This is a genomic window from Clostridium peptidivorans (assembly GCF_900205925.1).
GTDB lineage: Bacteria > Bacillota > Clostridia > Clostridiales > Clostridiaceae > Clostridium_AK > Clostridium_AK peptidivorans.
On record NZ_OAOD01000008.1, the window covers coordinates 24,985 to 45,172 of the forward strand.

A 20,188-nucleotide genomic window follows, 5' to 3' on the forward strand; every position below is an offset into this window, starting at 1 on the left:
CGTTTGTCAATAAAAAATATATCTAAATCAATATATATTTATTATTTTATATTTTAAGTATATGTTTGATATAAAATTAACTGTAATACTTAATAATGGCTTTTATGAAAATATTCATAACGTAGACTTTTACAGTATTATATATACAAAAAAAAATAAGAAGATGGATTTTTTATTTCTATCCATCCATCTTTCTAATTGGAAACAATGTAATTTAGACTATATTTTAAGGTTCTAGTTCATTTTCACTTTAGGATTGGCAAAGGCTATTTCATATTTATAATTATTATAAGTATGACTCATACACATCTCTCTCATATTACAACATAAATGTTTTAATATAGAAATAAACCATCATCATTAAAATCATCAGCACTTATAATGTTTAAAGGTGTACTTATCATTAGAATAGATATAACTACATAAATTATGTAGAACAGCTATATAATTTCTTCTTTCTTGGATGATTGTAGAAATCTTTAATTCATACTCTAATCTATCTATATTTTTTTTAATTATTGGTATATAGTGTTTCATAGCTTTCTTTTTTTCAAATAAAGATATAATAACACCTATAAAACTCATAACAAATATCATAAATATTATTAGCTCTACGGCAGTACGTAAAAAGTCCATCTCAGAATCTACTACTGACCAAATGTAAGACAAAAGCACTAAAGAAGCAGCAATGAGTATACATACTTTTATAGAGATTTTTTTTGCTTTATCATATTTTTCGTAATATTGATTAAAAGGGTCATTAGTTACTAATATTTCATATAAATATTCCTTATATTTGCTATCTTCAATGGTTCTATTTTCATTTTCTATGGCACATTTAACTTCATCTGCTATTAAGCACTTCATCTTTTCACTTATTTGCAAATCTGCCATATCTATTTCTTCTCTCCCTTATCACCCAAATATATTTTTTGGCTATATTGTTTTGATCTTGATTTGTTATATGTTGTGTATATCAAATATTCTGGTTCTTCAACACTAGGAACTTTAAAATATAAATCTCCACTAATACTTTCCTTTTCATGCAGTGCTCCTGATTTTATTTCTTTTGGATCTGATATACTAAATCTTTGATATTCTTTTCCATCTTTGCTTACAAGTTTGAATTCTACTGCATTATAACTTTTTCCAGCTGCAGTTTCTTTTTCAAAGCTTTCTAATTCTAACTCCGCTTTATAAAGGTATATAGGATTATTTCTTCCAAAACTTACACGAGATGTTTCCTTAACTTTTATTCCCAAATTATTGCATACAACTCTTTCACCTATTACAGCTTTACTTGCAGTTGTCGTTAGCGTAGGAACTACACTTGGGATTAATAATATAATAATTATAATTATTTCTAGGTATATTGGCATTCTCGAAAATTTACGTAAAGGAACGGGTAAACCAAGGTTCTTAATTTTAGTTTTACTCTTTAAAAAATCTCTTACATTATCAATAGCATTTTTACCTATTTTTTCTTTTGATATATTAAAACCATTTAAATATTCATTTTCTAATATAAAATAGTCTTTCACTTCATAAACATCTATCTCATCATAATTAAAAACCTTTTTAATTCCAATCAAAGGAAATATTAAATTTATACAATCTTCACATAAATATATATCATATGTATTTGTCTGAGATGAAAATGAACGTTCAGCCAAGGATTTCCACATAAATTTATGGTGATTCCTTAAAAAAATCGTCATAAACAATACTCCACTCAAACACCAAAAAACATAATTCTTATACAATGCAGCTTGTTGAAAATAATTTGATTTTGAAAAAATAATAATTATTGCTAAACATATAATGGTACCTAGAAAAGCTCTCTTATATCTAATACGCGCTTTTCTATCCATATAAGCATCAATTAATTCATCTTTTTCATATTTGCAGCTGAATTTATATTTATATTCTATAGGTTCGTTATTCTCAAAATTCTGTTTCAAAAGATATTCCCCTTCCAATTCTTATTTAAAATTATTTTTCTTCCAGATGATATCTAAATTTTTAAACAAAGCTTTTCCAATATCAATAAGCTCGTCCTATTCTTTTGTAATTATTACAATGCAAATCATAAACAACTAAGTCTCTATATTATCGCAACTATGTAAGAATAATTTACATTTATTCTAAAAATTCACTAACGATAATGCTGTACCACACGTATAACGTAGACCTTTTTAGTTGCTGTTAGCTGTTTCGGGAAACCTTTGTCATTAAAGTATGCTGGAGATAAAATGAAAATTTAATTTTTAAGAATTTCCTGCAAGTCTAAATGAAAGAATTATGAGTAATATAAAAATCCAGCCTATCCAACCATATTTTTCATTTTTTGAAATACATAAAAAGATAGCTCCTATTAGACACAAAGGAATACCTATCATAACTACGTTACCAAAATTATGAATATAAATACTTTGCATTACTATTAAAATAAAACCTATAAGACAAAGTATACTTAGTATAAAAAAGAATTTTTCTTTGTTTTTCATAAATTATTCTCCTTTTTAAAAACTTTCCATATATTTATTACTTTTTCCTTTTGATTTATGAACCTTATAAGAAGATTGTGAATTACTTTACCCAATATTATGTTGAATTTTAACTCAATTAATATGACTCTTTTTAAATCTAATTATAAAAAAACATATTATCCCAGAAGCAACTATAGTTAATAATGGTATCAATTTCTTATTAGTTAGATAAGATTGCTCTTTATTATTCTGCACTGTTGCTGTACTATCTACACTTACATTAGTAGAAGTAATTGATACTTTATTATCTTCATCTATTCTCTTTTGTGCTTCAAAATATTTTCCTTCATTGATATATTTTTCATAACGAACTACCATATCGTATGATTCACTTACAAGTTTTAAAGTTTTATAATCATCTGATGTACTTTTAAATATCCAAGTATCATCAATCTTATTTTCATCTAACAAAACTGCTACAATAAAATCGCCAACTTTAGGTTTATTATTTGTTCCATAATATTTATCAATTTTTTTTATTTGAACCTCTGATTGTTGTATACTGCCCATCATAACGGTAGAAGGAACGACGCTGTATATATTGTTATTGGTAGCAGTTATTTTCCCTATAAAGAGTGCTTTTTGTTTACCTTCCATAATTGACTCTGGTATATCCCCCGCATAAACATTTGTACTTATGAATAGTAATAGCATAAAAATAATAGAAATCTTTTTTGCCATTTAAAATCCTCCTATTTAGTTTTCATGTATTTTAATCTTTTTATAATTTCGCCATATCTTACAAAAGCGTAATAACTAAATCCTAATTGTAAACAAAATAAATTCCCTATATACTTATACATAATTATGGCATAATTCTTTAGATTAGTTTTAAAACATAATCATATATTAATTTTAAAATAGTTTAACACATCGTCATATAATCCACTTTGATTACTATAAGTTGCATAATTTTTAGCTGTACTTAGCCATTCTATTGTAGATGGCTTTATCACCTTAATTGCATCCAATAAATCTTCTGTAGTTATTGGAACTATTTTCCCAGCAGCCATGGCCTTTTTTATACAGCTTTGACAAGCAACATCGCAAACACCTTTTATATCTGCACCAGAATATTTAGATAAACTTTTAGCTATGAATAAGTAATCAATTTCCTTACAAGGCTTATCCTTCATATGTAATTTTAATATTTCCACTCTTGCATCTATATCTGGAGGTGGAATGAATAGAATTCTATCAAATCTCCCTGGTCTCCTTAGTGCAGAATCTATAGACCAAGGTGTATTTGTTGCACCAATAACTAGCAAGTTTTTATTATTATTCTGAGTGCTATCTAATTCCATCAGTAATTGGTTTGTAAGTGTACGTGATGTGCTACTTCTCATACTCTGACGGCTTCCACCTAATGCATCTATTTCATCGATAAATATCACAGCTGGAGCTTTCATTCGCGCTGTCTCAAATATAGTATGTAGATTTTTCTCACTTTCCCCTATATACATATCAAGTACGTCTGTTATTGATATGGTTACAAAATGTGCATTACATTCTCCTGCTGTTGCTAGTGATATAAAGGTTTTTCCACATCCTGGAGGTCCATATAATAATATTCCACCTCCTGCAGATTTTCCGTAAACTTTAAATATTTCTGGATTACGAAATGGAAAAATAATATTGGCTTGGATATTTTCTTTTACCTCCTCCATTCCCCCAACATCTTTAAATGAAATTTGTGTTTTAACAAATTCCTCATTGCACACTTCTTTCTCTGAGAATTCTAGCACCTTTAATTTTACTTTCTGACTAGAAGTAAATTGTAATAAGTTTTTATGGAATTCAATATCTTCTAATTCAGAATCAATATCTACTGATTTTTCGTAATTTTTCATAGCTTCTTCGTACTCTTCTTTGAAATATAAACACTTAGCTAATACAAAAAAACCAAATGCCCAGTCTATGCGTTGATTAAGTTCTCTTTCAACAAGCTCCTGAATCTCATCATATACCTCAAGGTTCAATAAACTTTTTAGCATATATTCTAGTGCTTGTACATCTTTTCCATCTGTACTATACAATATCTTATAGTTTTCTAAGGCTTCTTCATATAGTCCTGTATCAAACTGAATCTTTGCAATATGATTTCTTAAAATTTTATTTTCAGGACTTAATTCAAGGGCATTTACTAATATATCTAATTCTTCCACTGTTTAACCTCCCTATTAATTATAATAATGTACAAAGCTGTTTATAACCTTATCACAATATATTCACTTATATTATTTATTTTAGTTTTTACCTAATGAAAAAGTAATCCTTTTTTCTAGGTTATACTATTATGATAAAAATTTTATAATAAGTACTATAATAACTACAGCTACAGCTACAGATATCATCCATGGTTTCTTGCTTTCTTTTAAATCTACTTCTTTTAAGTCTACTTCTTTTAAGTTTAATTCTTTATTTGTGGTTTCTATATAATTACTAATAGCTTCATTATTAGGATAATCCTTATGTAAGCTTTTAAAATGCAGTAATGTTTTCCTCTCTCCTATTTCCTTAGACATAAGCTTTGCAAAATTTATACATTCCTCTCTATCCTCCGGTCTTAATACTAAATATTTTTTAAACTCATAAATAGCTTTTTCTATATTTCCTTTTTCTATAAGCATTTTAGACAGTATTAAGCGCCCTTTTTCACCTTGAGGATATTTTTTTAAACAATGTGAATGATATCGTATCATATGCTTTAAATATAGGGGCATATTTTCTTTATATGGTTCCATATTTCCAAGTACATTCTTAGCTAATTTCTCATCTGGATTTAATCTTAAAGCTTCATCAACATGCTTCTTAGCATCATTGATATTTCCTGAAAATAATTGAATCTGTCCCCACTGTGTCTGAACATAAGCATTCTTAGGATCTAGCTCTAAAGCTTTTAAACATTCCTCTTCAGCACATTCAAAATTATATGATCTTAAATATAAATATCCAAGAAATGCACGAATTTGTCCATTGTCAGGTGAAATTTCTAAAGCTTTCAATACTAATTCTATTGGTTGTACTATATTTTTTTTATTCAGAGTATGCAAACTAACTGCTAAAATATAATATAAAAATTCATCTGCCCCATCTAGCTCTATAGCCATATTAAATTCTTCTATTGCCTGCTCAAGGTTATTTTTATTATAAAGTATTTGTCCATATAATTGGTGTGCTTTTGCATCACTAGGATATTCTTTTATATATTTTAATGCAATATTTTCTGCTTCAGCATCTTTTCTTAATTCTAAATAATATTCTATCATTCTCCTAAAATAAATCTTTATATCTTTCTTATATTCTTTTACTGTATTCAAGTGCTCTTGTGTTAATTTATTCATAGGATTTAGCCTCAATGACTCCCTAATATGCTCTTCAGCCTCATCAAAATTTTGAAAAAGCATCTGCAGCTTTCCGTACTGGCTACGAACTATAGCTATATCAGGTCCTAATTCTAAAGCTTTTAAGCATTCATTTTGAGCATCATCAAGTCTTCCTGCATTTATATACTGTTCACTTAAATAGGAATGAAATATTGCATTATTAGGATTTAATTCCAATGCATGCAACACTAATTCTATTGATTGATTTAAGTTTTTGTGATCAGAAATAAATAAATTTATAGCCAATTTACAATAATGATAGCTTTCCATAGGATCTAACTCAATTGCCTTATTATATTCAACTACTGCTTCATCATACTTCTCTTTTGAGCATAGCACTTCACCATATAAAGCATGGGCATCTGCATCATTAGGATATAATTTTAGATAATTTAATGCTACAGCCTCTGCTTCTTCTAAATTTCCCAATCTTTCATATGCTAGCCCCATCATATTAAGTGCATATGTATCACTAGGTTCAATTGTTAACAATTTTTTTCCTTCTTCTATTAACAACTCAAGCTTTTTTATATCATACAATACCTCAATCTTAGCTCTGAGATTTCTTATATTTTTTTCTTTACTGTTTATATCTTCATAATTCATAATTTTCTCCTTTATATTTGAATAATGGCAGGATATAAATAATTAACAATTTTTCATAATATAATAAATTTTACCATTATAAGCTATAGCTTTCAATATAAATCACTTTTACCATCTTTCATAAATATAGAAATAGCCCTTACCTGTATTTTCTATACAAGCAAGAGCTATTGTTACTTTACTAATATTTTTTATAAAAATTTAAGTTACCATTCATATGGATATTAGATGTCCATATATGAGCTTAATAAATACACAATAAATATTATCAAGCCATATCCAAATCCGCAAATTGCGCATGGTAAAGCTGTTCGTAATATCCCTTCTTCTCTAGCAGCTCATCGTGAGTTCCCTGCTCCACGATATTTCCATTGCTCATTACCAGGATTAAGTCTGCATTTTTAATTGTGGACAATCTGTGGGCGATTACAAAAGAAGTTCTACCCTTCATAATATTTTTCATGGCGTCCTGAAGCTTTTGCTCCAACCTTGTGTCCACGGAGCTAGTAGCTTCATCCAAAATCAGGATTGGTGGATCACAAAGTACTGAGCGGGCTATGGTCAGAAGCTGTTTTTCTCCTTGAGAGATGTTGCTGGCCTCTTCATTTATTATCATGTTGTATCCGTCAGGCAGCGTGGTAATGAAGTGGTGGACATTAGCCACCTTTGCAGCACGGATAATCTCTTCTTCGCTGGCGCCTTCTTTTCCATAGGCTATATTTTCTTTAATACTGCCCTTAAAGAGCCAGGTATCCTGAAGAACCATTCCGAATTTTGCCCTCAGGTCATCACGTTTCATATGGTTAATATCCACGCCATCTATTTTGATGGATCCACCAGTGACATCATAAAATCTCATCAGTAGATTGATTAATGTGGTTTTTCCTACGCCGGTAGGGCCTACTATGGCAACCATCTGACCAGCTTTTACTTCCACATTCAGGTCGTGAAGCAAAGGCTTCTCCTTTGTATAGGAGAATGCTACATCTTCAAAGGACACATTGCCATACACTTCTTTATATGGTTTTATCATCTGCGTTTCTTCCACTTCTTCCTCTTCATCCATGAATTCAAAAACTCTGTGAATTGCCGCTACAGAGGACTGAATTACTCCGGATAGCTGGGTGATCTGGGACATAGGCTGGCTTACCTGCCAAATATAACGGATAAACGCTTGGAGCTGTCCTACAGCAATGGTGCCCGCAATGGCATAAAATGTGCCTGCAATGGATACGCAACCAATTCCAATGTAAGTTACAAAGGTTACAAGCGGAGACATTAAACCGCTGATGTACTGAGCTTTAAAACCACTTTCACACAGCTCTTCATTAGCATTCATAAGTTCTATTAATGTATCTTCCTGTTTGCCGAATAATTTAATTTCATTAAAGCCAGTAAATTTCTCTTGAACAAGACCATTTAAATGTCCTAACACATCCTGCTGCTTTTGGAATATGGGTTGGGATTTTTTCACAATCACCTTAGATATGATAATGGAAACTCCGATAATTGCTATCGAAGACAGAGCCATTACCCATTGAATTTTAAACATCATATATACTGCAAGGCTCAAACCTAAAACAGCATTTAAAATCTGAGCAAAGCTTTGCTGAAGGGCATTGGAAATGGTCTCCATATCGTTGGATACACGGCTCAAAGTATCTCCCAAGGCATTTCTATCAAAATATGCAATTGGAAGTCTTCTGATTTTGCCTTGCACGTCATTTCTCAAATCCACCATAGCACTTTGGATTGCATCGGTCAATAAGAACTGATAAGCACAGTTACTTAAAGCTCCTGCCACATAGACACAGATTAGAGTTAAGATAATTCTATTGATTTTTGCAAAATCCACCCGTCGTCCTTCCATAATATCGGAAAATAATTGAGTGGTAATCATTCCTTCTAAAGTTGGGCTTAATGCAATTAAACAGGAAGCCACAATAATTAATAATATTGCTAAGATAATCTTTATCTTATATTTTTTCAAATACGGAATCAAACGTTTAATACCAGTATTTTTCTTTTTCATCGTTCTAATTCCTCCTTTGACATCTGGCTAGCCGCTATCTCATAATAAATTTCGCAGTCTTTTAGTAGCTGCTCGTGAGTTCCCAAACTAACTACTTTTCCTTCGTTCAATACGATAATTTTCGTAGCATCCATAATGGAGGATACCCTCTGGGCCACAATCAGGTTAATAGCATCTGTAGTCTCACTTTTTAATCTCTTTCTCAATTTAGCATCTGTTTTAAAATCTAATGCAGAAAAAGAATCGTCAAATATATAGATGTCAGGCCTTCTTACAATCGCCCTTGCAATGCTCAGCCTCTGTTTTTGTCCGCCGGATATGTTGCTTCCTCCCTCTTCTATCATTTCCTCAAACTGATCTGGTTTATCTGCGATAAAATCATAAGCCTGGGCAACTTTAGCACTGTGCTCTATTTCAGATTGCACAGCATCATGTTTGCCATAGCGTATATTTTCATTGATGCTGCCAGAAAACAGCAGGGCTTTTTGTGGAACGAAACCGATTTTTTCACGTAATGACATTAAATCGTATTTCCTAACATCTATTCCATCTACTTTAATGCTGCCTTCGCTTATATCATAGAATCTAGGAATCAAATTTATTAATGTACTTTTGCCGCTGCCGGTACTTCCAATAAATGCAATCGTATCGCCCTTTTGTGCTTGAAAAGTTATATCATGCAACACAGGAACCTCGCCATCAGGGTACTTAAAAGTTACATGGTCAAATTCTAAGGTTCCGCTTCCATCTCCATGGGTTACTGCATTTTCGGGATTTTTAATAACTGGCTCTTCTTTTAGCAGCTCCTGGATACGTCTGGCACTGATTTCTGCACGTGGATACATAACGAATGCCATAGAAAACAGCATCATAGAAAACATGGCATGAAACATATATTCCTGGAATGCCACTAACTTTCCCACCTGTAGTGTTCCTGCATCAATCATACGGCTAGACAAGATAAATACAACCACAATTCCTAAATTTAATAGCAGGAAGAAGGCTGGCTGCGTAACAGACATCAGCTTAAACAGCTTTTTTGCATTATATGCATAATCTTCGTTGGCTTCGGAAAATCGCTGAGTTTCATAGCGGTCTTTACGGAATGCACGGATAACTCTAACGCCAGTTAAATTCTCCCTTGTAATTCGATTTAACCTGTCCATTCCCTTCTGTTGCCTAGTGCTGATTGGGCTACTGGTCCTAGCAATTAGATATACTCCAAAGCACATAATTGGGATGCAGCCTCCAATTACCATAGACAACGTGGTGCTTGTCTTTATTACCATAAACATACTGATTAAAATCATCACCGGTGTTAAAAGCACCATTCTAAGTAGAATATTGATAAACTGCATCAAAATAAAAGCGTCATTGGTGGTTCTGGTAATCATACTAGATACACCGAATTTATTATATTCCGTATGAGAAAATTCCTGAGTTTTTTTGAAAATGTCATTTCTGATATCTCTTGCAATTGACGTACTAACCTTAGAACTGCAATAGGCAAGCACAATATTTCCAATACCGCCTATAATGGCCACAATCAGAATGAGAACACCTAATTTATAAATATAAACTCTATCATTCAATACAATGCCCCGATCTATCATATTAGAAATAATTGTAGGAATTCCAAGCTCTGCTGCAGCAAATCCAAGCACGGCCAGGATGTTGCAGAATACATATAGCTTGTAGTTTTTTAAATACTTTAAAATTAACTTCATATTCAACCCTCTCTTGTCAGTGATCTTTTCTAAAATCAATACTTGCTTTCATCATTAATATATAATATGATAAACTATAATGTTACCTTATAGTCAAGAGGAGATTTTAGAAAATGCAGGAAAAATACTTTACTACCGGAGAATTCGCTAAGATGTGCAATGTTGAAAAACATGTTTTGTTCCACTATGATGACATCGGTCTGTTCAAGCCGGAAATCATTAAAAAAAACGGCTACCGTTATTACTCTTATTATCAGTATTTTACCTTCTCTGTTATCCTGAACCTAAAAAAACTTGGAATGTCTTTAAATGACATAAAAATCTATCTTGAACAGCGCAATCCCTCAATGTTCTTAGATTTACTAGAAGAAAAAAGTCAACAGGTAACTGAAAAAATAAAATATTTTCAAGATATACAGGAAATGATTCAAAGCATGAAAGCCATGACCAAGGAAGGCATAAACAGCCACAATAACATCTACCTAGAATCCCTACCGCCAGAGATTATTCTTCGATCCGATAATATCGAAAATTTACCGAATAAGACTTTTGCAAACTTTATGCAGGAATATATTAAATTCTGCCAAAGCCTAGGAATTACGGTGCAAGAATCCGTAGGTAGCATCATATCGGTGAACAATCTGCGCAAGAATAATTTCACAAACCTTTCTTACCTTTATATTAAGACCAAATCCTTTCTGCCTGGGAAAACAGTAATCCGTAAGCCAGGTATCTATCTATGTGGATACTTTGAAGGTGAATACGATGACTTATACCATGCTTATGAAAAGATGCTGAATTATGCCGATGAGAATGAAATTGTTCTTGGAAATTACTCCTTTGAGGAGTATCTAATTTCTGATATTGCCCAGAAAGATCAGAAGTATTATATTACGAAACTGATGATAGATACTTTAGAAAATAAAAATGACTTAACATAGTGCAGGCATCTGCCATATGTTCAGTCATTTATGATATGATTCACCCTTCATAATTCTAATTGTAAACAAAATAGAAGAAGAAGACCCTCCATCATCAAAGGATTCTCCTTCTTCATTATTTATAAAATATTTCTGTACTTTCTCATCGAAGTGCCTTCACGGATACTTCTTTTTTTTAATAAACTGCTACCATTTTATTTATAACTTATAATCACTTCCTATTTCTTACTTTTATCAAATACAACTTTCCCTTCAAATATTGTCATTGTAACTGGATTGTTACTATACTCTTCTAAGTTGATACTGTGGAAGTCTTTATCAAAAATTGCAAAGTCAGCTGATTTTCCAATTTCAATACTTCCTAAATTCTTTTCTTCAAATACCTGTTTTGCACCATTGATTGTAGAAGACTTAATAGCCTCATCAAGTGTTACCCTTTCACTTGCTTGAGGAAGTGAACTGAATACATCTTTTTTAAGAGGTGCATTTAAATCTTCATTTCTTGTATATTTGCTTTTAGCATATACCTGGTCAAAGGCACCCTTTTGCATATTTCTTGTTTGGGCCATATAAAATACACGTGAATAATCAGGCTCTGATACAAAGTAGTCACTATGTATCGCAGTGTTCACACCTTTATTAATAAAACTCTGATAGGGATATTGATGCGATGCACGTTCCTTACCTAAATACGGATAATATAAATTCCAGAAGTAATCATCCACTTGCATCCAATAAGGAGCTACAACTGCTGTCATTCCCATATCAGCCATTCTCTGCATATCTTGAGACGTCATCAATTGGCAATGAGCAAATGTATGTCTTGAATCTCTTGCACCGTTAGTCTTTCTTACAGATTCTAGTATATCTAACGTATATTTAGCAGCACCATCACCTATTGAATGAGCATGAATCTGGAAGCCAGCTGCATCAATCTTTTCAAATGCTTTTTTCATGGCTTCATCTGTCCATACTTTAATTCCATGCCAGTTGTCTTTTCTATGTGCATAAGGTTTTAGCAAAAACCCTGTTTCCTCTTCTAAAACCTGGTCTGAATAAAATTTAAATGCATTTACTTTAAAATAGGATGATGTAAATGTTTTTGAAAGTTCAATATCTTTATCAATATTGGAACTTACTTTATCACCCATTGCAGGGTCTAGAAACCAAGCACCCTTTACTCTTAAAGTTAATTTACCTTCATTTGCAAGCTCATTATAAGCTTCATAATAATTAGGATTATCTAAAAGAATCTTTGCATCAAATATATTAGTTATTCCTTTAGAATTAAATAATTTTTGAACCCAAAGAATAGCTTCTTTATATTGCTCTTTTGAATATTTAATACTAATCTTCTTAACAAGTCCCATTGCACTTTCTTGAAGAAGACCTGATGGCTCACCTGTTTTAGGATTTTTTTGGATTATTCCACCTTCTGGATTTGGTGTATCTTTTGTAATTCCAGCCATTTCAAGTGCTTTTGAGTTTACCCACATTGAATGTCCATCATTTGAAAGCATGATAATTGGACGAGTTGAATCAATTGCATCCAATGTTTCTTTTCTTGGACCAATTTCATCCCAATCAGAACGATAGTAACCTGCTCCTTGAATGACTTTTAAATCTGGATGTGAAACAGCAAATTCTTTAATTTTCTTTGCATAGTTTTCTACCCCAGTAACATCTGAAACAACAACAGAGAACATATAATCTACTGCTGACATTGCAGGATGCATATGACCATCAAAGAACCCAGGCATAACTGTTTTCCCTTTTAAATCGATATTTTGAGTAGAATCTCCTTTATACTTTTCTATATCAGATGCTGTACCAACGGCGATAATCTTACCATCTCTAATAGCAACTGCCTCAGCTTTTGTATTGTTTGCATCTTCAGTATAAATAATACCATTAGTAAGAATCATGTCTGCTATTTTAGACGCATTTGGTGTGCATCCAGACATTATCCCAAGGGTCAATGCCATAACTACTAAACATGAAATAATTTTTTTCATAAATTTCCCCCCCTAATTTATTTAACTCTTGTACCCATTATAATTAAATTGTAATAATATTTCTACTATTGTCACTATTATGAATTTTTTTTGTCATTAATTTGTCATTTTGGAAAAGAAGCTTATCATCATCATAAACCTTAAAAATAACTGAACCAAATTCACTTGTTTCATCGTCAAGTCCAGCTACACATTCGAAGCCACTAAATTGACCATTCAAGTTATATACTATTTCACTGTTTGCATGGGTTCCTATTCCTGTAGCATATACTTTTCCATCAAGTGTTATTTGATTATTATCTATATTTTTACTTTTTTGAATTGTTTTCCACCCAGTAGTGGCACTTATCCAGTTAAAGTCCATAAGATTTGTCTTCTCATTGTCAGATAAACATGGTGATAGCTTTGCGTCTGCCCAATCAGCATGATCACAGCTTATGCCATCTCCTGCATTTTCTATTATTAGTTTGAGTTCATTAACACTCTTTACACTTACATCAACTTGCTGTGATTTACTATTTCCTGTTACCTTCATGCGGAGATGTCAATACATGAACAAAGAGTAATGTTAAATGATAATCGCAGTGAGAACTGTTCTATAGATTTTCCTTATGTTCAACTAGTAGTCACATTTGAAAATGAAGTAGAATTGAAAAATGCATTTGAAATTCTGAAAGATGAGCCAAAAGTTGTAAGTCCGATGAAAGCAACCGATTTTACACCATGTACTGTGGGATTTTGGGATAAATACGGAATTAGATGGGGTTTCATGGTTCAATAAATTTAGTTAGCACATTTTATAAAAGCATTGGAAAGGAATAAAAAATGAATTTAGGAGAAGTTTGCTTAGAAACGAATGACGTAATAAAAATGCCAGATTTTTATAGGAATATCTTAAATATTTCCTCAGACTGTAGAGATGAAGTACATCAGTCCATTATTGAAGAAAGTATAACCCTAAGTATTTACAATAATGAAGAAGTAAATAATAACCAAAATATTAGCATTGCTTTTACTGTTGATGATGTAGGTGAAGAATATGAAAGGTTATTGAAATTAGGTATACATATTATTGATGCTCCAAAACTACAACCATGGGGAGCAAAGAATATGCATTTTTGCGACCCAGATGGTAATCATATATACTTTAGGAGTTTTCCGAAATAATTGTAGAGTATGAGGATAATTAGTAATATTGCTAATTCACCAAGTTCATAATAGGCGTATCAAGGACTTACTTTATGACAGTAAGTCCTATTTTATTAAGTCTATCTCAATACCATTGACTATATTTACATTATTCTAAACTTCAAGTGCTGAAACACTTATCTAAAAAAAGTCTACGTCATTTATGATACGGTTCTCCGTATCTTACTTAAGTGAGGTCTTTCCATTTAATACCTCTATATTTAATCTGCATAATTATGGTATAATATCCAAATTAGAATATAGAAACTCCGTAGTAGGATAGCTACGGAGTTTTTGAACGTTTTATCCTCCTTACGGGCTATTGGTGAATTCTTTGACTATAGCTTAGGAGGTGGTATTGGATATGCTAGAATTAATGATAAAAAGTTTTGCTACTATCTATATATTAGATTAGTCTTAAAACATAATCTTTTTATTTCTAAGTTAATTATCAAGATTAAATTTCTTGGTATTCATATAGAACTTAATGGCAAAGAGAAAAAGCACCCATCCGCCAAAGACTAGTGCTTCACTCTTAATTAAATCTTTATTTAATTCATCCAGTAGCCAAAATGTTCTAAGAATCGCTTAGTGCTACCAACACTAAGCTTTTCTTATTTATTCAAATTCTCATAAAAAATAAACATATATATTTAACATTTTTAAACTTTAGCATTTATAAAATTTTCTTTAGAAACTTAATATTTTCAATATACTAATCATTAGCCTTTTCATATTACCAACTACGATGTTCTATTACCATATAGCCCCTTGTGGAATTATTTTCATAAGGCATCTTTCATCACCCATTTTTATACTTTTTAATAGCTCCACATCAACTTTACACTGAAAAGCTTTTTCAAATAATACTTTACTATACCCAGTAGTACATTGACACCATGCATCAGAATCTAGCCTATCTACATTTGCAAGCATCGGACATGGACAAAAATTAAATTGTAAATAAAGATCTCCATTTTCATAAAATAACCCTGCATCTTTTGCTTTCTGTAAATTTCCAAACTCCTCTAAACTTGATGATAATTCCATTAGTTCTTTCACTAATTCTAACTTCTTATCCATTCCATATCCACACTGACACTTCATTCTAATCTTCTTAGTAGTTACCTTATCAAATTTGCTTTCTAATCTCTTCATTGTAGAATTTACCCATATAGCATTATCCTCTGATTTGCCACTTTCCTCTTTTCCATATACAACTTTCCTTGCAATATCTTCATTACTCTCATTTTTTACGGCCTTATAAATAACATGCTCTTGGATTTTCCTTATATCAAACATAAGATTCCCCTCTTCCTAACTTTATCTAGTGATAGCTTTGTCACTATTTTCATAATAAAGGAAACCTTACTTTTTTACTTCTGAATTCTTGCTCTATTTAATAGCAATACATAAATCCATAGCAACATGATTATTTTTTCTGTCAATATTGTGGTAAATACCTAATCCATATCTTTCATCCCTTTTATATCCACTACGTGGAAGCCAAATATTAAAAACTCCTTGGAATGTCACAAAAATATCATGTATAAATCCATTAAACCGATAAACTGCAAATTTACCGCCTTTTATCGTTGTAACATTTTCTAACTCTATATCTTCACCAACAGTGATGCATAAATCATATATACATTTGTCTAATTGGGTAATAGCTGGATCATCATAAGATTTTTCAATCAAAAGTGTATCTGGTTTAATATAGGTTTTGTACCGTTCCATAAAACTATACCAATCAACCCCTATATCCCTATAATTTCCAATATATCTTTCATAAATCACTTTAAAATCAGCTAGATTTTGTATAATAATATTCTCATCATAATATTCAAAAGACTTAAAAGTATTATATTCACTAGGACAAAATGGATTAGCAACACCTGTTGAATTCATAGCCTTTCTAAATTCCACTGGACAAATACTATACTGCTTGCTAAAGGCTGAACTATAATTCGAAGAACTGTATCCATAATTAACTCCAATATCAGTAATAGTTTTATCTTTTTCAACCTTAAGACTTACTGCACTTTGATCCATTTTTATACGTTTGATAAAAGAATAAATACTTACTCCTGTTCCTTCTTTAAACATTCTGCTAAAATGATATTTTGAAAAATTACAGTGATTAGCAACATCTTCAATAGAAATATCCTCATCTATATGCTGTAAAATGTACTCAATACTTTTATTTATCAAAGATTTTTTAATTATCATTTTAATCCCACTCCCCCAAATACTTTTTACATAGCTACTAATGATTCGATTTTCCTAAGAATTTTACTTTCATTTATAAAAAATATTACTGAAAATGATAACTTTCAGTAATAACATTGATATATATGTTTCATTAATAAAACTACATTAACATTATCGTAAGATATGAATATCCGTTATTCTTAATGAATAAAGTTTATTGAAACATATATAATAGAAAATATAAGCTTCTTTAAACAGCATTTTCATATTTATTTTATACTTAAAATATTTCTTACCTCTTTTCTTATAACATATTTTGTAAATATAACATTACTTATGATACGGTATTTTCAGTCGTAAAAATAGCATTAGCCAAGTAATATCAATGGTTTAAGCTATAAACCTCATTTATTTATGGTACGGTTCACCCTTCATAATTCTAAATCATTTATAAACTATAAAGACTATACTAAATTTATCGGGTACTTTATACTATAAATTTGCTTACCAGTTCTTATCCATTTCTTAATTCCATTACCTCTTTCTCTGTAAGATTACGCCACTTACCAATATCTATGCCATCAATTTTTATATTCATAATCCGAATACGTTCTAAACGCACAACTGTATATCCAAAGGCTCTACCCATTCTGCGAATTTGTTTATTTAGTCCTTGAGTCAAAATAATACGAAAGGTATCCTCTTGAACCCTACTCACTTTACAAGGCCTTGTCTTAGCTCCGCAGACTTCCACTCCTTTAGACATTCCTTTCATGAAAGAATCATCAAAGGGCTTATTAACAGTTACAATATATTCTTTTTCATGTTCATTTTCTGATTCCAAAATTTTATTTGCCAAATCCCCATCATTTGTCATTAGTATTAGCCCTTGAGATGCTTTATCTAATCTTCCAACTGGGAAAATGTATTCTGGATAATTCATAAAATGGATTATATTATTTTTCACTTCCTTTGATGCAGTACAGGTGATTCTCACTGGTTTATTTAATGCAATATAAATTTTATCTTTCAATGGAATAGGTTTATTATCAATAAGAATGATATCCTCTTCTTCTATCCACTGCCCCTGCTTACAAAGCTCACCATTTACTGTTATTCTATTTTGCTCAATAAGTCTATTCGTTTCTCTTCTTGAACAAAAACCCAAATTACTAAGACGTTTATTTATTCTCATTTTAAAATCTTTATCCTTTCACTTATGTCTATATAAAATTCTTCATATTTAGTTTATATACCTTTTTATAGCTTTTTTATTAATTACAACTTTACTTTTATCAACATTATACAACAAATTTTAAAATTGATATGTGATAATTTTTTATGTGTAAATATTTAAAACCGTTCTTAGGTTAAAGCTCATGGTGATTAAGAACTATTTGCATGTTTTCACATAGATGGTACTTTAATTATAATACGATTGGAAATAAAAGAGGAATTTACAAAAAAATGTAGAATTATAGAATACAATTAATAATGCAATTGTTTTCAATATTTTTGAAATTTAAAAAGCGTTTATAAACTCTACTGCTAAATCAAGGAGGACTGACGAAAACATATGAATATTAAATCTAAATTAATGATAAGCTATTTATTATTGATTATCTTTTCAGTAAGTGTTTTAGGAGTTTTAGTTGGTAACAAATCTCGAAATGCAGTTTTTAAGGAAATAACAGAAAAAAGTGAACGTGTATCAGAATTAATTAATACCACAGTTAGTGTTAGAAATAATTTGCTTTTAGAAAAGGTATACTCTGAGTTATATTATGTTGAAAAACTAATGGCTAATTCAGGTGATATAATAATAGATAATAATAAACAAATTCAAGTTGGAGATTTTATTGTGCCATCCATGTATATTGGTGAACGTAAATTATCCTTAACTTCGACTATGGTTGATGATATAAAACAATCAACTGGGGCAATTGCCTCCATATTTTTATTAAAAGATGATAAATTAATAAGAGTTTCTACAAATGTTACTACTAAAGATGGCAAAAAAGCTATAGGAACTTTCATAAATAGTAATTCTCACGTATATAAAAAAATAGTGAATGCTGAATCCTACTATGATAGCAATTTAGTTGAAGGAGATTGGTTTATAACAGGATATAAACCTTTATTAGATAAAAACAAAAAAGTTATAGGTGCAATTGCCTTAGGCTACAAGGCTTTGAATAAGTATTTAGAAAAAACATTAAGTGACATTAAGATAGGACAAACTGGATATGTTTATATAATGAATTCAAAAGGAGATGTTCTTGTTCATCCAAATATAACTGGACAAAACATTGGTGATTTTGATTTTTCTAAAAAGATGTTTAAAAATAATCATGGGGTAATTGAATACAAATTTAATGGAGTTTGTAAATTAGCCGCTTATAAATACTTTGAACCTTGGGATTGGTATATTGTTACAACTGCTAATTATGATGATTTAAAATCCTCTTCTAAATCAATCTTAAATATGACATTACTTACAGTATTAATAATTTTAGTACTGGCTTCAATTCTAGCTCTATTCTTAGCTAATACTTTAGTTAAACCTATAAACAAGCTAAAGCGCTGCATGGAAATCGCTAGTAGTGGAGATTTAACAGTACATTGTGACATAAAAAGCAAAGATGAAATCGGTATATTGGCAAGTAGCTTTAATCATATGATAAAAGAAAATAAGAGATTAATGGAGGAAAAAGAGCAGTATGATAAATTAAAAACTGAATTCATTGCAAATATGTCCCACGAATTAAGAACACCTTTAAATATAATCTTTTCAGCAGTACAACTCTCTGCTCTCAATATAAACAGTAATCCTAAAGCATTTGCTAATAAAAAAATGAATCAACACTTAACTATTATTAAACAAAATTGTTATAGATTGCTGCGATTAGTAAATAACATAATTGATATTACAAAGATAGATTCTGGGTTTATGGAATTGAATTTACAAAAGGCTAATATTGTAGAAGTAATTGAAAATATAACTTTATCAACTGCTGAATATGTAGAAAGTAAATCGAGAAACCTTATATTTGATACAGATATCGAAGAAAAGATTATGAATTTTGATCTAGAAAAGATGGAGAGAATTATGCTTAATCTTATTTCTAATGCAACTAAATTCACAAAACCTGGTGACACAATAGAAGTTAGTATTTATGACAAAGAAGAATTTATTCTTATTTCTGTAAAAGATAATGGAGTAGGAATCTCTCAAGATAACCTAAAACAGATTTTTGAAAGATTTAAACAAATAGGTCCTTTATTAAGTAGAACCCATGAAGGAAGTGGTATAGGTTTGTCTCTTGTAAAATCCTTAGTCCAAATGCATGATGGAAAAATTTCTGTAAAAAGTAAATATGGCGAAGGAACAGAATTTATCATTGAACTGCCCGTTAAACCAATTTTACAAGAAGACACGCCCGAGTCACCAAATGAACTTCCTCAACAAACAAATGTAGAAAAAATACAAATTGAATTTTCTGATATATATAACTGATATAATAAGAATA

The 20,188-nt window shown here is 30.6% G+C and carries 17 protein-coding genes; 4 read left to right on the forward strand and 13 right to left on the reverse strand.

Translation table 11 applies throughout. The features are described 5' to 3' along the window. Positions 1 to 369: 369 nt before the first annotated feature. The 8 genes from CRN98_RS08335 to CRN98_RS08370 all read right to left on the reverse strand — a co-directional run bounded on the left by CRN98_RS08335 (position 370) and on the right by CRN98_RS08370 (position 10,300). On the reverse strand, positions 370 to 894 hold the full coding sequence (locus CRN98_RS08335) for a hypothetical protein (protein WP_097026969.1): 525 nt from the start codon (positions 892 to 894) through the stop codon (positions 370 to 372). 2 nt (positions 895 to 896) lie between these two features. Continuing rightward, on the reverse strand, positions 897 to 1,961 hold the full coding sequence (locus CRN98_RS08340) for a DUF4352 domain-containing protein (RefSeq protein ID WP_097026970.1): 1,065 nt from the start codon (positions 1,959 to 1,961) through the stop codon (positions 897 to 899). A gap of 306 nt (positions 1,962 to 2,267) precedes the next feature. After that, entirely contained in the window at positions 2,268 to 2,507 is a 240-nt protein-coding gene (locus CRN98_RS08345) for a hypothetical protein (RefSeq protein ID WP_097026971.1), read from the reverse strand. 114 nt (positions 2,508 to 2,621) lie between these two features. Further along, a complete protein-coding gene (locus CRN98_RS08350) occupies positions 2,622 to 3,230 on the reverse strand; it encodes a hypothetical protein (RefSeq protein WP_097026972.1) in 609 nt (202 codons plus the stop codon). 161 nt (positions 3,231 to 3,391) lie between these two features. Continuing rightward, positions 3,392 to 4,714, reverse strand: a complete 1,323-nt coding sequence (locus CRN98_RS08355; protein WP_207653583.1) for an ATP-binding protein — start codon at positions 4,712 to 4,714, stop codon at positions 3,392 to 3,394. A gap of 129 nt (positions 4,715 to 4,843) precedes the next feature. Beyond that, a complete protein-coding gene (locus CRN98_RS08360; RefSeq protein ID WP_097026973.1) occupies positions 4,844 to 6,541 on the reverse strand; it encodes a tetratricopeptide repeat protein in 1,698 nt (565 codons plus the stop codon). A gap of 268 nt (positions 6,542 to 6,809) precedes the next feature. After that, positions 6,810 to 8,573 carry an ABC transporter ATP-binding protein gene (locus CRN98_RS08365; protein WP_097026974.1) on the reverse strand — a complete coding sequence of 588 codons (1,764 nt, stop codon included), beginning with the start codon at positions 8,571 to 8,573 and terminating at the stop codon, positions 6,810 to 6,812. Continuing rightward, positions 8,570 to 10,300, reverse strand: coding sequence for an ABC transporter ATP-binding protein (locus CRN98_RS08370; protein ID WP_097026975.1), 1,731 nt, complete (start codon positions 10,298 to 10,300; stop codon positions 8,570 to 8,572). Before CRN98_RS08370 ends, CRN98_RS08365 begins: the two co-directional genes overlap by 4 nt. 113 nt (positions 10,301 to 10,413) lie before the next feature. Here CRN98_RS08370 and CRN98_RS08375 point away from each other — a divergent pair, with 113 nt between their 5' ends. Beyond that, on the forward strand, positions 10,414 to 11,241 hold the full coding sequence (locus CRN98_RS08375; RefSeq protein WP_097026976.1) for a MerR family transcriptional regulator: 828 nt from the start codon (positions 10,414 to 10,416) through the stop codon (positions 11,239 to 11,241). A gap of 218 nt (positions 11,242 to 11,459) precedes the next feature. On the opposite strand, the gene CRN98_RS08380 is transcribed toward CRN98_RS08375, so the two are convergent. Together CRN98_RS08380 and CRN98_RS08385 are read right to left on the reverse strand one after the other, a co-directional pair. Further along, positions 11,460 to 13,256, reverse strand: a complete 1,797-nt coding sequence (locus tag CRN98_RS08380; RefSeq protein ID WP_097026977.1) for an amidohydrolase — start codon at positions 13,254 to 13,256, stop codon at positions 11,460 to 11,462. 43 nt (positions 13,257 to 13,299) lie between these two features. Further along, positions 13,300 to 13,791, reverse strand: coding sequence for an NPCBM/NEW2 domain-containing protein (locus CRN98_RS08385; protein ID WP_097026978.1), 492 nt, complete (start codon positions 13,789 to 13,791; stop codon positions 13,300 to 13,302). Between the two features lie 30 nt (positions 13,792 to 13,821). Between CRN98_RS08385 and CRN98_RS08390 the strand changes: the two genes are divergently transcribed. Together CRN98_RS08390 and CRN98_RS08395 are read left to right on the forward strand one after the other, a co-directional pair. After that, on the forward strand, positions 13,822 to 14,037 hold the full coding sequence (locus CRN98_RS08390; protein ID WP_097026979.1) for a VOC family protein: 216 nt from the start codon (positions 13,822 to 13,824) through the stop codon (positions 14,035 to 14,037). Between the two features lie 44 nt (positions 14,038 to 14,081). Further along, positions 14,082 to 14,423, forward strand: coding sequence for a VOC family protein (locus CRN98_RS08395; protein ID WP_097026980.1), 342 nt, complete (start codon positions 14,082 to 14,084; stop codon positions 14,421 to 14,423). 777 nt (positions 14,424 to 15,200) lie between these two features. Here CRN98_RS08395 and CRN98_RS08405 read toward each other — a convergent pair. The 3 genes from CRN98_RS08405 to CRN98_RS08415 all read right to left on the reverse strand — a co-directional run bounded on the left by CRN98_RS08405 (position 15,201) and on the right by CRN98_RS08415 (position 17,853). Continuing rightward, positions 15,201 to 15,746, reverse strand: coding sequence for a DUF6144 family protein (locus CRN98_RS08405; RefSeq protein ID WP_097026981.1), 546 nt, complete (start codon positions 15,744 to 15,746; stop codon positions 15,201 to 15,203). A 93-nt stretch (positions 15,747 to 15,839) separates the two neighbouring features. Then, positions 15,840 to 16,676 (reverse strand): AraC family transcriptional regulator, encoded by an 837-nt coding sequence (locus CRN98_RS08410; RefSeq protein WP_097026982.1) that lies wholly within the window; start codon positions 16,674 to 16,676, stop codon positions 15,840 to 15,842. Positions 16,677 to 17,172: 496 nt separating this feature from the next. Continuing rightward, positions 17,173 to 17,853, reverse strand: a complete 681-nt coding sequence (locus CRN98_RS08415) for a pseudouridine synthase (RefSeq protein ID WP_097026983.1) — start codon at positions 17,851 to 17,853, stop codon at positions 17,173 to 17,175. A gap of 381 nt (positions 17,854 to 18,234) precedes the next feature. Here CRN98_RS08415 and CRN98_RS08420 point away from each other — a divergent pair, with 381 nt between their 5' ends. Continuing rightward, a complete protein-coding gene (locus CRN98_RS08420) occupies positions 18,235 to 20,175 on the forward strand; it encodes a Cache 3/Cache 2 fusion domain-containing protein (protein WP_097026984.1) in 1,941 nt (646 codons plus the stop codon). The last annotated feature ends 13 nt before the right edge of the window (positions 20,176 to 20,188 follow it).

Coding starts and splice junctions, on each gene's coding strand:
- CRN98_RS08335 (WP_097026969.1), bottom strand. CDS start 894: ATGGCAGATTTGCAAATAAGTGAAAAGATGAAGTGCTTAATAGCAGAT.
- CRN98_RS08365 (WP_097026974.1), bottom strand. CDS start 8,573: ATGAAAAAGAAAAATACTGGTATTAAACGTTTGATTCCGTATTTGAAA.
- CRN98_RS08390 (WP_097026979.1), top strand. CDS start 13,822: ATGTTAAATGATAATCGCAGTGAGAACTGTTCTATAGATTTTCCTTAT.
- CRN98_RS08375 (WP_097026976.1), top strand. CDS start 10,414: ATGCAGGAAAAATACTTTACTACCGGAGAATTCGCTAAGATGTGCAAT.
- CRN98_RS08370 (WP_097026975.1), bottom strand. CDS start 10,300: ATGAAGTTAATTTTAAAGTATTTAAAAAACTACAAGCTATATGTATTC.
- CRN98_RS08405 (WP_097026981.1), bottom strand. CDS start 15,746: ATGTTTGATATAAGGAAAATCCAAGAGCATGTTATTTATAAGGCCGTA.
- CRN98_RS08380 (WP_097026977.1), bottom strand. CDS start 13,256: ATGAAAAAAATTATTTCATGTTTAGTAGTTATGGCATTGACCCTTGGG.
- CRN98_RS08345 (WP_097026971.1), bottom strand. CDS start 2,507: ATGAAAAACAAAGAAAAATTCTTTTTTATACTAAGTATACTTTGTCTT.
- CRN98_RS08410 (WP_097026982.1), bottom strand. CDS start 16,676: ATGATAATTAAAAAATCTTTGATAAATAAAAGTATTGAGTACATTTTA.
- CRN98_RS08350 (WP_097026972.1), bottom strand. CDS start 3,230: ATGGCAAAAAAGATTTCTATTATTTTTATGCTATTACTATTCATAAGT.
- CRN98_RS08420 (WP_097026984.1), top strand. CDS start 18,235: ATGAATATTAAATCTAAATTAATGATAAGCTATTTATTATTGATTATC.
- CRN98_RS08395 (WP_097026980.1), top strand. CDS start 14,082: ATGAATTTAGGAGAAGTTTGCTTAGAAACGAATGACGTAATAAAAATG.
- CRN98_RS08385 (WP_097026978.1), bottom strand. CDS start 13,791: ATGAAGGTAACAGGAAATAGTAAATCACAGCAAGTTGATGTAAGTGTA.
- CRN98_RS08360 (WP_097026973.1), bottom strand. CDS start 6,541: ATGAATTATGAAGATATAAACAGTAAAGAAAAAAATATAAGAAATCTC.
- CRN98_RS08415 (WP_097026983.1), bottom strand. CDS start 17,853: ATGAGAATAAATAAACGTCTTAGTAATTTGGGTTTTTGTTCAAGAAGA.